Source organism: Methylobacterium sp. JK268, from assembly GCF_054052225.1.
Window position 1 is genome coordinate 49,228 of sequence record NZ_JBSVZN010000042.1, and the last position, 14,158, is coordinate 63,385.

Annotated in this window: 12 protein-coding genes and 1 riboswitch; of the genes, 6 read left to right on the forward strand and 6 right to left on the reverse strand. The window is 72.7% G+C overall.

Features of this window, described 5'->3' with window-relative positions:
- Positions 1–156 precede the first annotated feature (156 nt).
- Positions 157–3,693, forward strand: a complete 3,537-nt coding sequence (locus tag ACW9J6_RS31175; protein WP_457120202.1) for a NahK/ErcS family hybrid sensor histidine kinase/response regulator — start codon at positions 157–159, stop codon at positions 3,691–3,693.
- Between the two features lie 108 nt (positions 3,694–3,801).
- Here ACW9J6_RS31175 and ACW9J6_RS31180 read toward each other — a convergent pair whose 3' ends face one another.
- Entirely contained in the window at positions 3,802–4,431 is a 630-nt protein-coding gene (locus ACW9J6_RS31180; RefSeq protein ID WP_457120203.1) for a S24 family peptidase, read from the reverse strand.
- A 142-nt stretch (positions 4,432–4,573) separates the two neighbouring features.
- On the opposite strand from ACW9J6_RS31180, the gene ACW9J6_RS31185 reads away from it, so the two are divergent.
- Entirely contained in the window at positions 4,574–4,921 is a 348-nt protein-coding gene (locus ACW9J6_RS31185) for a DUF952 domain-containing protein (protein ID WP_457120204.1), read from the forward strand.
- Between the two features lie 7 nt (positions 4,922–4,928).
- On the forward strand, positions 4,929–6,008 hold the full coding sequence (locus tag ACW9J6_RS31190; protein WP_457120205.1) for a quinone-dependent dihydroorotate dehydrogenase: 1,080 nt from the start codon (positions 4,929–4,931) through the stop codon (positions 6,006–6,008).
- A gap of 15 nt (positions 6,009–6,023) precedes the next feature.
- Here ACW9J6_RS31190 and ACW9J6_RS31195 read toward each other — a convergent pair whose 3' ends face one another.
- Both ACW9J6_RS31195 and ACW9J6_RS31200 read right to left on the reverse strand, forming a co-directional pair.
- The gene (locus tag ACW9J6_RS31195; RefSeq protein ID WP_457120206.1) at positions 6,024–7,379 is read right to left on the reverse strand and encodes an MATE family efflux transporter; all 1,356 of its coding nucleotides are present in this window, start codon (positions 7,377–7,379) and stop codon (positions 6,024–6,026) included.
- Positions 7,380–7,385: 6 nt separating this feature from the next.
- Positions 7,386–7,733, reverse strand: a complete 348-nt coding sequence (locus tag ACW9J6_RS31200) for a DUF6460 domain-containing protein (protein ID WP_457120207.1) — start codon at positions 7,731–7,733, stop codon at positions 7,386–7,388.
- 196 nt (positions 7,734–7,929) lie between these two features.
- On the opposite strand from ACW9J6_RS31200, the gene ACW9J6_RS31205 reads away from it, so the two are divergent.
- Positions 7,930–8,880, forward strand: coding sequence for an alpha/beta hydrolase (locus ACW9J6_RS31205; protein WP_457120208.1), 951 nt, complete (start codon positions 7,930–7,932; stop codon positions 8,878–8,880).
- 7 nt (positions 8,881–8,887) lie between these two features.
- Here the strand turns inward: ACW9J6_RS31205 and ACW9J6_RS31210 are convergent, their stop codons facing one another.
- Both ACW9J6_RS31210 and thiC read right to left on the reverse strand, forming a co-directional pair.
- Positions 8,888–9,271: a flagellar protein FlaG gene (locus ACW9J6_RS31210; protein WP_457120209.1), complete on the reverse strand. Its 384-nt coding sequence runs from the start codon at positions 9,269–9,271 to the stop codon at positions 8,888–8,890.
- A 171-nt stretch (positions 9,272–9,442) separates the two neighbouring features.
- Complete coding sequence (thiC, locus tag ACW9J6_RS31215) at positions 9,443–11,326, reverse strand: phosphomethylpyrimidine synthase ThiC (RefSeq protein WP_457120210.1); 1,884 nt, start codon at positions 11,324–11,326, stop codon at positions 9,443–9,445.
- Between the two features lie 55 nt (positions 11,327–11,381).
- A riboswitch (TPP riboswitch) is annotated at positions 11,382–11,488 on the reverse strand.
- Positions 11,489–11,606: 118 nt separating this feature from the next.
- Between thiC and ACW9J6_RS31220 the strand changes: the two genes are divergently transcribed.
- Complete coding sequence (locus ACW9J6_RS31220) at positions 11,607–11,981, forward strand: restriction endonuclease (protein WP_457120211.1); 375 nt, start codon at positions 11,607–11,609, stop codon at positions 11,979–11,981.
- A gap of 100 nt (positions 11,982–12,081) precedes the next feature.
- Positions 12,082–13,152 carry an acyltransferase family protein gene (locus tag ACW9J6_RS31225; protein WP_457120212.1) on the forward strand — a complete coding sequence of 357 codons (1,071 nt, stop codon included), beginning with the start codon at positions 12,082–12,084 and terminating at the stop codon, positions 13,150–13,152.
- Between the two features lie 175 nt (positions 13,153–13,327).
- Here ACW9J6_RS31225 and ACW9J6_RS31230 read toward each other — a convergent pair.
- The coding region (locus tag ACW9J6_RS31230; RefSeq protein WP_457115101.1) for an IS110 family RNA-guided transposase at positions 13,328–14,158 on the reverse strand (831 nt) is incomplete at its 5' end.

Below are 14,158 nucleotides of genomic sequence, written 5' to 3' on the forward strand. Positions count from 1 at the left end.
CGCGCCGCCGTTCCCGCCCGGGCGCCGCTCCCGTCGCGGCGACGGCGACACGGGCGCAGCGCCGCTGTCGACCGGTGGCGCACGGCCCCGTACAACCTGGGGCCGGAGACACGGTCCGGGCCTCGCGGCCGGACGGGACGGGAGCGGAATGCGGCGATGATCGCGGGCTGGGCGGTGGTGCTGACCGCGCTCCTCTACATCTGCGGCCTGTTCGCGGTCGCGCATTGGGGCGACGTCTCCGGCCGGCGCCTGATGCGCGACGAGCGCGTGCGCCCGACCGTCTACGCGCTGTCCCTCGCGGTCTACTGCACGTCCTGGACCTTCTTCGGCTCGGTGGGTCTCGCGAGCCATTCCGGCCTCGACTTCCTGACGATCTATGTCGGACCGGTCCTGGTCATCGGCCTCGGCCACCGCCTCGTCGCCCGGGTCGTGCGCATCGCCAGGGCCCAGAACTCGACCTCGATCGCCGACTTCATCGCCGCCCGCTACGGCAAGAGCGAGCGGATCGCCGCACTGGTCTGCCTGATCGGTATCGTCGGGGCGATCCCCTACATCGCCCTGCAGCTGCGCGCCGTGGCGTCCTCGCTGCAGGTCTTCCTGACGGCCACCGAGGGGAGCGGCGGCGGCACCCTCGTGCTGATGGGCGATCTCGGCCTGTTCACGGCCCTGGTCCTGGCCGGTTTCGCGGTCGCCTTCGGCACGCGCCACGCCGATGCGACCGAGCACCAGGACGGGCTGACCCTGGCCATCGCCGTCGAATCCCTGGTCAAGCTCCTGGCCTTCCTGATGGTGGGCGGGTTCGTGCTGGGCTGGATCCTGCGCGAGGCGCCCGCGATCACGCCCGCCGCGCTCGGCCGCGGCGCGGCGGATCTCGTCGGGGCGACCTCGGGGCCGCTGACGCTGGCCGTTCAGAGCCTGCTCTCGGCCTGCGCGATCCTTCTTCTCCCCCGCCAGTTCCACATGGCCGTGGTGGAGAACCGGGCCTTGGCGGATGTCCGGCGCGCCGCCTGGACCTTCCCGGTCTACCTCGTGCTCATCAACCTGTTCGTGGTGCCCCTGGCGGTCATCGGGCTCGCCATGTTCCCGGACGGGAGCGTCATGCGCGACATGACGGTGCTCGCGCTGCCGCTCGCCGAGCGGGCGGACGGCATCGCGCTCGTGGCCTTCGTGGGCGGTCTCTCGGCCGCGACCGCCATGGTGATCGTCGAATCGGTGGCCGTGGCGATCATGATCTCCAACCACCTCGTCGTCCCGCTGGTGCTCCGCCGGCGCCCGAGCGCCATGGGCGCGCGCCACCTCGGCGGCTGGGTGCTCGGCGTGCGCCGGGCCGCGATCGTGGTGGTGATCCTCGCCGCCTACGCCTATTCGCAGGTCGCCGGCGAGGTGGCGCTCGCCTCGATCGGCCTGCTCTCCTTCGCGGCGGTGGCGCAGATCGCCCCGGCCTTCCTCGGCGGCCTGCTCTGGCGGCGCGCCACCGGACTCGGCGCCGGGGCCGGGATGACGCTCGGCCTCGCGGTCTGGGCCTACACGCTGCTCCTGCCGAGCCTGCTCGTCGGCTCCGCGCATCCCTGGGCGGCGGCCCTCCTCGACGAGGGCCCGTTCGGCATCGCGGCCCTGAGCCCGACGGCGCTGATGGGCCTAGCCGACCTGCCGCGCCTGATCCACGGCACGCTCTGGAGCCTGGGGCTGAACCTCCTCGCCTATGTGGGCTTCTCCCTGCTGCGGCCGCCCAACGCGATCGAGCGGCTCCAGGCCGGGGCCTTCGGGCACGGGACCGCGCCCGAGGAGGGCGCGCTCGACGCGCCGTCGTTCCGGCTCTTCCGCGGCACCCTCACCTTCGGCGAATTGCGCGGCGCGGTGGCGCGGCTGCTCGGCGAGGAGCGGGCGCACCGCGCCTTCGAGGCGTTCTTCGCCGCGCACGGCCGCACGCCGCTGCATCCCGACGCGGTGGCCGGCCTCGCCGAGCTGCGCCACGCCGAGCACCTGCTCGCCTCGGCGATCGGCGCCGCCTCGGCCCGGCTCGCCCTCTCGCTCCTGCTCGGCCGGCGCAACGTGTCGCCGCGCGCGGCCCTGCGCCTGCTCGACGATGCCTCGGCGGCCTTCCAGTACAGCCGCGACTTCCTCCAGCACGGTCTCGACCATGCGCGCCAGGGCATCACGGTGTTCGACCGCGACATGACCCTGATCGCCTGGAACCGCGCCTTCGCGGACCTCTACGACCTCCCGGGCGACATCCTGCGGGGCGGCATGCCGCTCGCGGAGATCGTCCGCTTCAACGCCGCCCGGGGCGTGTACGGCGACCGGCAGGCGGACGATCTCGTGCGCGAGCGCCTCGCCGCCTTCCGGCTCGAAGCGGCGCCGCAGCGGCTGCGGCTCTCTCCGGGCGGGCGGGTGATCGAGATCAGGGCCAACGGCCTGCCGAATGGCGGCGTCGTGGCGACCTACACGGACGTGACCGAGGCGGTGGCCGCCGAGGAAGCGCGCGAGCGGCTCAACGAGGAGTTGGAGCGGCGCGTGCGCGAGCGCACCGAGGAACTCACGCGCCTCAACGCCGCGCTCTCCCGCGCCAAGGCGGAGGCCGAGGAGGCCAACCTGTCGAAGACCCGCTTCCTGGCGGCGGCCAGCCACGACATCCTCCAACCGCTCAACGCGGCGCGCCTCTACGCCAGCGCGCTCGTCGAGCGGGACCGCGGCGGCGATCCGAGCCTGGCGGAGAACGTCGATGCCGCCCTCGATGCCGTCGAGGAGATCCTCACCACGCTCCTCGACATCTCCCGCCTCGATGCCGGCGGGCTGGAGCCGCAGCTCTCGGCCTTCCGGGTCTCGGACCTGCTGGCCCAGCTGCGCCGGGATTTCGAGCCGACGGCCCGCGAGAAGGGTCTGCGCCTGACCGTGATGCCCTGCCGCCTCGCGATCCGCTCGGACCGCCCGATGCTGCGGCGCCTGCTTCAGAACCTCGTTTCCAACGCCATCAAGTACACGCCGTCCGGGCGCGTGCTGGTGGGGGCGCGCCGCCGGGGCGAGCGGGTCGAGATCGTGGTCTGCGACACCGGCCTCGGCATCCCGCCCTCCGATCAGCGGCGGGTGTTCCAGGAGTTCCAGCGCCTCGACCAGGGGGCGCGGGTGGCCCCCGGGCTCGGGCTCGGGCTGTCGATCGTGGAGCGCACCGCCCGCCTGCTCGACCATCCCCTGGCCCTGCGCTCGGCGGCGGGCCGCGGGTCGCGGTTCTCGGTCACGGTGCCCCTCGCGGCGCTGCGGCCGTTCCAGGAGGTGCCGGCCGAGGCGCCGCGGCCGGCCGCCGCCGGCCTCGCCGGGCTGAACGTCCTGGCGGTGGACAACGAGCCCGCCATCGTCGACGGCATGGCCCGGCTGCTGGAGGGTTGGGGCTGCGCGGTGCGCACGGCCGGCTCCTTCGGGGAGGCGGTGCGCTGCCTCCTCGGCGACAGCCTGCGCCCGGACGTCATCGTGGCCGACTACCACCTCGGGGAGGGCAACGGAATCGACCTGATCGCGTCGCTTCGGGCAGCCCTGGCGGCCGAGGTTCCGGCGGTGCTGCTCACGGCGGACCGGTCGCCCGCGGTGCGCGAGGCGGCCGCGTCCCGCCGCATCCACCTCCTGGCCAAGCCGCTCAAACCCGCCGCCCTGCGCGCCCTTCTCACCCAGTGGCGCCCGCGGAGCGATGCCGCGGCGTGAGCGGTCGAGGGAGGGATGCTCATCCCGGCGGCGTCTCCCGACGAGACTTCCGCTCGAACGCCGCCCGGGTCGCGACACCGCGGCCGTCCGGATCGGGCGACGCTCGGTTCAATGACGAACCCACATGATCCGGGCGATCCAGGCGATCCGGTTCGTCAGCAGCACTTCGGCCGGCATCTCGGGCGCGATTGGAGCCAGTTCGACGACGCGCGCCGTACGCCGCCGGAGCATCGCACCCCGGAGCGGGCCGTCGTGGAGGCTCAACACAACGCGGTCGCCGCGACGCAGCGGCGCCCGGGCGCAGACCACCAGCACGTCCCCGTCGTGGTAGAGCGGCTGAAGCCCGGTCCCCTGCACCTCGATGGCGAAGCAATCCTCGGCGGCGAGGTCCGGGAAGTCGAGCTCGTCCCACCCGGAGCTCATCGGGCGCCCGTCCGGGCCCACCGGGGGCGCCTCGGCGAGGGCCGCGCTGCTGATCAGGGGAAGCACGTTCGGCAAGCCGGCGGAGCGTGGCTCGACGAGCTGGACGAAATCGTCGAGGCTCGTCCCCGTGGCGGTGAGGATCTTGGAGAGGGACTCGGTCGAGGGCCAGCGCTTGCGGCCGTCCGGCGCGATCCGCTTGGAGCGGTTGAAGCTGGTCGGGTCAAGGCCCGCGCGCTTGGCCAGACCGGAGGCGGTGAGGCTGTGGCGCTGCGCGAGCATCTCGATGGCAGACCAGATGCGCTCGTGGGAGAGCATGGAGGGGTTCCAATACGGGCCAGGCAGATGTCGTCGCGGCCGACACCGGACACTACTCAACGTCACTCGAAAGGCAACGCCGCATCACACTGCCCGAGCGCTTATCCCCTTCACGGCGACGACCGCCCCCGGAGACTCATCGATGCCTCTCATTTACAAGATCTGCCCCGCGACGCTCTGGCGGGAATGCGAATGCTCGGGCTGGTTCCGCGGCGCACCAATCGATACCCGGGATGGCTTCATCCACTTCTCGACGGCGTCCCAGGTCGAGGAGACGGCGTCGAAGCACTTCGCGGGCCAGTCCGACCTCGTCCTGGTTGCGGTCGAGGCGGATGATCTCGGGGACGCGTTGCGCTACGAACCGTCCCGCGGCGGCGACCTGTTCCCGCATCTCTACGCGCCCCTGCCCCTCGGCGCGGCGCGGTGGGTGCGGCCGCTCCCGCTCGGTCCCGACGGTCGCCACCTCTTCCCCGCCCTGCCCGAGGCCTGACCCCACCTTGCTCGCCCGCCTGTTCCCCCTCGCCCGCCCGCTGCTCCACGGCCTCGACGCCGAGGCGGCGCATCGCCTGACGCTTCGGGCGCTGGCGATCCTGCCGCCCGGGCCCGCGCCGCGCGAGGATCCGCGCTTGGCCATCCCGGTCCTGGGACGGCGCTTCCCGAACCCGATCGGGCTCGCGGCGGGCTTCGACAAGGGCGCGGAAGTGCCCGACGCGCTCCTGCGCCTCGGTTTCGGCTTCGTGGAGGTGGGCGGCGTCGTCCCGCGTCCCCAGCCCGGCAATCCCCGGCCGCGGGTGTTCCGCCTGCCCCGGGACGGCGCGGTGATCAACCGCTTCGGCCTCAACAGCGAGGGCCTGGAGGTGGTCGCGGCCCGGCTCGCCGCGCGCGCCGCGCGTCCCGGCATCGTCGGTGCGAATATCGGGGCGAACAAGGAGACGCAGGACCGTCTCGCGGACTACGTCGCCTGCACGTGCGGGCTCATGGGGCTCGTCGACTTCGTCACCGTCAACGTGTCGTCGCCCAACACGCCGGGCTTGCGGGACCTCCAGGGCGAGGCCTTCCTCGACGATCTTCTCGCCCGCGTGGTCGCGGTGCGGGACGAGGCAGGCGCCGCGCGGCGCGCCGCGATCCTGCTCAAGATCGCGCCCGACATCACGCTCGACGCCCTCGACGCCATGACGGAGACCGTCCTGCGGCGCGGGATCGACGGCCTCGTGGTGTCGAACACCACCGTTGCGCGCCCGGCGGGCCTCGCCGAGGCGGCGGTCGCGCGGGAGACCGGCGGCCTGTCGGGCCGGCCGCTCTTCTCGCCCTCGACGCGGCTCCTGGCGGAAACGTTCCTGCGGGTCGGCGACAGCGTGCCGCTCGTGGGCGTCGGCGGGATCGATTCGGCGGAGGCCGCCTGGACCAAGATCCGGGCCGGCGCGAGCCTGGTGCAGCTCTACTCGGCCCTCGTCTATGCCGGGCCGGGGCTCGTGGGCGCGATCAAGGCCGGTCTGGTCGAGCGGCTCGCCCGCGAGGCGCGCCCGCTCGCCGCCATGATCGGCCGGGACGCCGCGGACCTCGCCCGGAGCGCCTGACGCCGCAGCCCGCCGTCAGCGGGCGGTCGCCGGGGCGGCGGGCGGGAAGGCCGCGCGGGCGAGGCGCGGGTAGAGGAGCCCCTGCCCGATCCCGCGCGCCGCCAGGAGCGTCAGGAGCGCCAGCCACAACCCGGCATTGCCTTGGCCCCGCAGGACCCAGAGCACGGCGAGGTAGACGGCCAGCGCCGCCAGCATCAGGTTGCGCATCGCGCGCGTCCAGGTGGCGCCGATATAGATGCCGTCGAACGCGAAGGCGGCCGCGGCCACGACCGGCGTGAGCGCCGCGAAGGGCAGGAAGGCCCGCGCCAGTGCCCGGACCTCCGGATGGGTGGTGATCGCGTCGATGAACGGCCCGCCCGCGGCGAGGAACACCCCGGAAACCACGAGGCCGAAGCCGAGGCACCAGCCGAGCGCCGCACGCACGGCCTCCCGGAAGGCGGCTTCGTCGCGGGCGCCGAGCGCCCGCCCGCACAGGATCTCGGCCGCCGTGGCGAAGCCGTCGAGGAAGAAGCTGCCGACGAGGAAGAGGTTCTGCAGCACCGCATTCGCCGCGAGCGTCAGGTCCCCGGCGCGGGCGCCCAGGGTCGAGAACAGTCCGAAGGCCGCGATGATCGCCACGGTCCGGATCGTCACGTCGCCGTTCACCGCGAGCATGCGCCCGAGCCCGCCCCGCTCCAGAACCTGCGCGCCGGGGACGCGCCAGGGCCGGGCGCCGAGCCGATGCAGAACCAGGAGGCCGAGGAGAAACCCGGTCGCCTCGGCCAGAACCGTCGCGACCGCGGCCCCCGCCACGCCGAGACCGAGACCGAGGACCAGGGCGAGCGTGAGCGCGACGGCGACGAGGTTCACGACCACCTGAAGGGCGAGACCGAGATCGACGCGCCCGCGCCCCAGCGTCGCGCCGAGCACCGCGTAATTCGCCAGCGTGAAGGGCGCCGCGTAGATGCGGATGCCGAGATAAGCCGTGAGCGCCGCCGTGACGGCGGGGCTCGCGCCGGCCAGCGCGGCGGACGCGGTGCCGATCGGCCCCCGCGCGGCCACCAGGACGAGCCCGACCGCGCCCGCGACCGCCAGGGCGCGCGCGAGCGTCCGGTCGGCCTCGGCGGCGTCGCCGGCGCCCATCGCCTGGGCGGTGAGGCCCGCCGTCGCCATGCGCAGGGAGCCGAAGGTCCAGAACAGGCAATCGAAGACCACCGCTCCGAGCGCCAGCGCCCCGAGGAGCGCCGCGTCGCCCAGCTGGCCGATCGCCGAGGCCCCCACCACCCCGAGGAGCGGGGTGGTGACGTTGGCGAGCGTGGCGGGCAGCGCCAGGGGAAGGACGCGCCCGAGGACGCGGCGGTGCGTCGTCCCCGTGAGGTCCGCCCGCTCCACGCGGCCTCAGCGGCCGTTCGCGAGCAGCCGCGACAGGAACCAGAGGGGCACCACGACCACGGCGCCGGCCGCCAGCCACGCGCCCGCGTCGTGGAAGCTCGAGAAGGCGATCTCCATGAGGTCGCGCAGCGCGTCGTAGGCCCGGTAGTAGAGGGCCCGCGGGGTGATCCCGATCATCGCCATCCCGGCCCCGACGAGGAGCGACAGGAAGACGAGCTTGACGAAGACCGCCGCCGGCGAGCCGCCGAGGAAGCGGCGCAGCTCGGATCCGGCGCGCTGCGCGCCCGTCGGGCCGTAGCCCTCCCGCGGGTCCTGCGAGGGGCCGGGCGGCATGGTGAATCTCTGTTGGGTCATCGAAGCCTCACGGATGGGCATCCGGGCCGCCGGCTGCGGCACGCTGTACACAGGTCCCTGCAAATCGCCATCCGGAGCGTTACGTCGCCCGGCGGCGCGTCGTAAAGATGGCGAGCGTCAAGCTCCGCACCAGGACGAGGCGCGAAAGATTTTGGCAGGGAGACGTCCGCGCCGCGGACGGAGGTGAGACGGCAGCATGATCGACCACGCGCTCTTCGACCCGGCCAAGGCCGATCCGGATGCCGAGCGTCTGAACCGGGAGATCATGGCCGCGCAAGCCGCCGCGCCCGATCCGTGGTCGCTGCCGATCGCGGAGGTGCGAGCCCGGCGCCGCCAGGGCAGCGAGGCCATCCCGGCGATGCCGCGCAGCCCGCGCGCCGAGACCCTCACCATCCCGGGCCCCGCCGGGCCGATCGCGCTGCGGGTCATCCGCCCGGTGCGCAAGGCGCGGGGTGCCTACCTGCACATCCACGGCGGCGGCTGGGTCTGGGGCGCGGCCGACGAGCAGGACCCGTGGCTCGAACGCATCGCCGATCGCTGCGGCTTCGTCTGCCTGTCCGTGGAGTACCGGCTGGCGCCCGAGCACCCCTACCCCGCCCCGATCGACGATTGCGAGGCGGCGGCGGTCTGGCTGCACGAGGAGGGCCGCCGGCTGTTCGGGGTCGAGGCGCTGACGATCGGCGGCGAATCGGTAGGGGCGCATCTCGCGGTGATGACGCTGCTGCGCCTGCGCGACCGGCGCCAGCTGCCGAGCGCCTTCCGGGGCGCCAACCTGTTCTCGGGCCTCTACGACCTCGGCGTGACCGCGAGCGCCCGCAATTGGGGCGAGGAGCGGCTCGTGCTCAACTCCCGCGACGTGCGGCTTTTCGCCGACGGCTTCGTGCCGGAGGGCGTGCCGCGGCGCTCTCCCGACGTCTCGCCGCTCTACGCCGACCTCAAGGGGCTGCCCCCGGCCCTATTCTCGGTGGGCACCCGCGACCCGCTCCTCGACGACACCCTGTTCATGTCCATGCGCTGGGCGGCGGCGAACAACGGCGGCTACACGGCGGTCTACAACGGCGGCTGCCACGTCTTCATCCGCTACCCGCTGGCCATGACCGAGCGGGCGCTCGAACTGATCGAGCGCTTCCTGATGGCCCTGGCCTGAGCGGCGGTCAGGCCGTGCGCGCGACGGTGGTGCCGACCGGCGTCGCCTGTGCGGTCTGGGTCTCGCGGGCGTAGGTCTTGGCGCGCAGAGCCGCCTCGGAGGGCAGCTGCTCCAGGACCGAGCCCGAGCCCGGATCGACGACCTGGAACACCATCTGGTTGGTGTCGAAGTCGCGCTCGTAGCGCGTCTTTGACGCCGCGGCCTGCTCGGGCGCGGCCGTCTCCGGCGGGGTGCCGCCGGCGATGGCCTTCTTGGCCTCCGGGCTGAGGTCGAGCGTGACGGCGCTGTCGAGAGACGCCGGTGCCGCGGCGCCGGACGGGGTCTTGGGCGGAGGGTCCGCTTCGATCGGGGCCGGCGCCAGCGGCGCCGACAAGGAACGGATCTCGATCATCGAGAGTCCCCAGGGGTTTCATCTGGGGCAATCTGAAACCCTGCGTCCCTACCCGGACATTAACGCGACACGTCGCGTCACGATCTGTCTCAAGGTTCGGTTAACGCGGCGCGATGAATTCGCTCCATCGGCCGGACCGACGGCGCCGCCGGAGCGGCGCCGCCGCGCCGGTTACTCGGCGGCGTCGACGTAGAGCTTGCCGCCCTCGGCCAGGAACTCGGCCGATTTCGCCGCCATGCCGGCCGCGCGGTCCGCCTCGCTCATCGCCGGGGCGGCGCCGATCACGGTGCCGGCGGCCTCCATGGCGAGCACGTCCGCCCGAAGGTCCTGCGTGATCTTCATCGAGCAGAACTTCGGCCCGCACATCGAGCAGAAATGCGCGACCTTGTGGGCGTCCTTGGGCAGGGTCTCGTCGTGGTAGGCGCGGGCCGTGTCCGGGTCGAGGGAGAGGTTGAACTGATCCTCCCAGCGGAAGTCGAAGCGGGCGCGCGAGAGGGCGTCGTCGCGCAGCTGCGCGGCCGGGTGGCCCTTGGCGAGGTCGGCGGCGTGGGCGGCGATCTTGTAGGTGATCACCCCGGTCTTGACGTCGTCGCGGTTGGGCAGGCCGAGATGCTCCTTCGGCGTCACGTAGCAGAGCATCGCGGTGCCGTACCAGCCGATCATCGCGGCGCCGATGCCCGACGTGATGTGGTCGTAGCCGGGGGCGATGTCGGTGGTCAGCGGGCCGAGCGTGTAGAACGGCGCCTCGCCGCACTCGCGCAGCTGCTTCTCCATGTTGACCTTGATCTTGTGCATCGGCACGTGGCCGGGGCCCTCGATCATCACCTGGCAGCCCTTCTCCCAGGCCACCTTGGTGAGTTCTCCGAGCGTCTCCAGCTCCGCGAATTGCGCGGCATCGTTGGCGTCCGCGATCGAGCCCGGCCGCAGGCCGTCCCCGAGCGAGAACGACACGTCGTAGGCCCGCATGATGTCGCAGATCTCGTCGAAATGCTCGTACAGGAACGATTCCCGGTGCCCGGCGAGGCACCAGCGGGCCATGATCGAGCCGCCGCGCGAGACGATGCCGGTGACCCGGCGGGCCGTCAGCGGCACGTGGGCGAGGCGCACGCCCGCGTGGATGGTGAAGTAGTCGACGCCCTGCTCGGCTTGCTCGATCAGCGTGTCCTTGAACACCTCCCAGTCGAGCTTGAGCGGGTCGCCGCCGACCTTCTCCAGAGCCTGGTAGATCGGCACGGTCCCGATCGGCACCGGCGCGTTGCGCAGGATCCAGCCCCGGATGTTGTGGATGTTGCGGCCCGTCGAGAGGTCCATGACGGTGTCGGCGCCCCAGCGGATCGCCCAGACCATCTTCTCCACCTCCTCGGCCGCCGACGAGGTCACGGCCGAGTTGCCGATATTGGCGTTGATCTTGACGAGGAAGTTGCGGCCGATCGCCATCGGCTCGACCTCGGTGTGGTTGATGTTCGCCGGGATGATGGCGCGGCCCCGGGCGATCTCGTCGCGCACGAATTCCGGCGTGATGAAGGGCGGGATCGCCGCGCCGAAGGCCTCGCCGTCGGCAAGCGCGGCCTCGGCCCGCTCCAGCATCGCCTTGCGGCCGAGATTCTCCCGGTGGGCGACGTAGATCATCTCCTCGGTGACGATGCCGGCACGAGCGAACTCGTACTGGGTCACTGGCTGGCCGGGAGCCGCCTTGCGGATCGTGCGTGCCGCCGGGCAGGGGGCGACCAGCCGGTCCTCCGCCGCGAAGCCGTTATCCTCGGGCTTGACCGCGCGGGGCGTCACGGCGGCGTAGCCGCGGGCGGCGAGCCACGGGGCACGGAGTTCCGGCAGGCCGGCGGCGAGGTCGACCTTGGCGTCCACCTCCGTGTAGGGGCCGGAGGGATCGTAGACGCGGACCGGTGCCTCGGCCGGGTCGCTCAGGCCGATCTCGCGGAGGGGCACCCGGATGTCAGGCCGCCCCTCCGGACTGGCATAGACCTTCACGGAGCCGGCGATCGGCCCGGTGGTCACGCTCTGCGGCAGGCCTTTGGGCGGAATGACGGGGGCGTTCATGGATCTCTCCCGGTACGAGGAGATCCGGACAGGAACCGTGGCGAAAGGGGGAATGGCGCGTGGTCGGTCCCGTCCCTCCGCCGGTATGAACCGGATCAGGTTCAAGGGTCAGGGCGCGCTTGCCCACTCTCAGCCCCATGCGGGGCCCCCCTCGGAACGGACGAACTCTCTGCGCCGCTGGGAGATTTGTCAATTGCGCGCGATCCGCCGCAGCGCCCCCCCCTCGTCGAACGGAACCGCAGCGCTCACATCCCGCTCGGGACTCTGCACGGAGGGCGGGTTGGGGCGGCGGGAGAGGCGCTGGCGGGACGACGACCCGGCGACGCACGGGCCGTCGGCGCGGGAGACCGTCACATGCCCGCTCTGCGAGCGGCGCATCCCGCCGGGGGCCCGCCAGAGCCGGCACCACCTCGTCCCGAAGCTGAAGGGCGGCACGCACGGGGAGACGGTGCGCCTGCACCAGATCTGCCACTCGGCGATCCACGCCCGCTTCAGCGAGGCGGAACTGGCGCGACGGCTGGCGGACGTGGCGAGCCTGCGGGAGGATCCGGAGATCGCCCGCTTCCTCGCCTGGATCCGCACCAAGCCGGACGACTTCCACGCCGCCACCCGGATGACGCGAGAGCGGCGGGAGGCGAAGCGGCAGCCGCGCTAGGGATCCCGTGCACAACCCGGCATCACGCGGGTCGGGGAGAGGCGATCTTTACGAGTCCTGCGCGAGCAAGGAGGGGGACGTCACGCGTCCGGAGGCCACCATGCCCGCTCCCGCCCCGCCCGAGCGCCTCGCCTGGGTCGACGTCGCCAAGGGGATCTGCATCCTCCTCGTGGTGATGATGCATTCGACGCTCGGCACCGGTGAGGCGATGGGCGGCGAGGGCTTCCTGCACCCGGTCGTGGCCTTCGCCAAGCCGTTCCGGATCCCGGACTTCTTCCTGCTGTCGGGGCTCTTCGTCGGGCGGGTGCTGGGCCGGGACTGGCGCCTCTTCGCGGACCGGCGGGTGGTCCACTTCGCGTATTTCTACGGCCTCTGGACCCTGATCCAGTCGGGGGTGAAGTACGGACAGATCACGGACGGGGCCGGTCCCGGCGCCTTCGCGCTGCACCTCGCGCACGCGCTGGTCGAGCCCTACGCGACGCTGTGGTTCATCTATCTGCTGGCGGTGTTCTCGGTCGTGACGAAGCTCCTGCGCCGCGCCCCCTGGCCGCTGCTGCTGGGCGCGGCGGCGCTCCTGGAGATCCTGCCGATCGAAACCGGCTGGCTCGTCGTCGACGAGTTCTGTGCCCGCTACGTGTTCTTCCTCGGCGGCGCGCTCTTCGCCGACCGGATCTTCGCGCTGGCGGACGCGGCGCGCCGCCGCGCCGGGCCGGCGCTCGCCGGGCTGGCGGTCTGGGCACTGATCGAGGGGTGGCTCGTCGTCTCGCCGACCGGTTCGACCGGCCACCCGACCCTTGCCAGCCTTCCCGTGGTGAGCCTGATCCTCGGCGCGGCAGGCGCGCTCGCCATCGTGACGGCGGCCGCCCTCCTCACCCGGCTCCGCGGCCCGGTGACGGCGGCCCTGCGCCACTGCGGCGAGCGCTCGATCGTGATCTACCTCGCCTTCTTCCTGCCGATGGCGGCGACGCGAACGCTGCTGGTGAAGACCGGAGCGGTCCCGGATGTCGGGCTCGCCTCGCTCCTCGTCATGCTGGCGGCAGCGACGGTCCCGCTGCTGATCGAGCGGGCCGTGCGCCACACGGCGCTGCGGTTCCTGTTCGTGCGGCCGCCGGCCTTCCACATCGTGCCCGAGCGGGCCGAGCCGGTCGCGGCGGCGCTGCGCGGGGCGTGATCGCGCGGCACGGCCGCTAAGGCACCGCCCTTCCCCCGTCTGCGGGCTTGTGTATTCACACTTCGCTGGATGAGGCGCGGGTTTCTCCTCTCCCCGCGTGCGGGGAGAGGGCTGCGTCCCCCTTGTCGGGGACGCAGCGAGCCCGCAGGGCGAGGGTGAGCGACTGTCTGGCGTGTCAAGTCTGGGCGGCGAGTTGGGCGCGGACATCACGGGCCTTGGCGTTGAGGCGCACGAGCAGCTTGTGGGCGAGAGCGATGCGGATGACCTTTGGGGGCTTTCCGGCTTGGCGCAACCGTTGGTCGAAGGCGATGAAGTCGGGATCGAAGCGCCGCACGCAGCTGGTGACCACGAACAGGATGGCGCGCACGTCGGCCCGTCCGCCGCGCACGGGGCGTCGGCCGCTGCTCTGGCCGCTGTCGCGGGCGATGGGTGCCAAGCCGGCCAGCTTGGCGATGGCTTTGCCCGAGAGGGTGCCGATCTCCGGCAGGTCGGCCATCAGGCGGGCGATCGTGCGGTCGGCCACGCCCTTGATCGTGCGGAAGGTCGCATCGAGGGCAACCCAGAGCGGATCGGCCTTGAGCTGGGCGGTGATCGCCTCCTCCAACGCGGCGATCTGGCGGTTGATCAGCTCGACCATCTCGGCGACCGAGGTGCGCACCTGCGGCTCGGTGACGAGGCGGCCCTGGTTGGTCTGGACGGTGCGCGCCTCGACCAGTTGATGCAGGCGCGTGACCAGGGCGCTGAGCCGCTCCTGAGCCGGGCTGGCCGGCGGCCGGGGTTTGATCCGGCGCACCTCGGCGAAGCGCGCGATGACGCCGGCATCGATCTGGTCGGTCTTCTCGAGGATGCCCATGGCCTCGGCGAAGCGCCGCACCTGGCGGGGGTTGAGGAGGGCGCAGGGCAGGCCGTCCGCCCAGAGCAGGCGGAAGGGCTGCTGTTCGTAGCCGCCGGTGGCCTCCAGGGCGACGAGGGTGACGTGGTTGTCCCGGCAGAAGCGGGCGAGCGT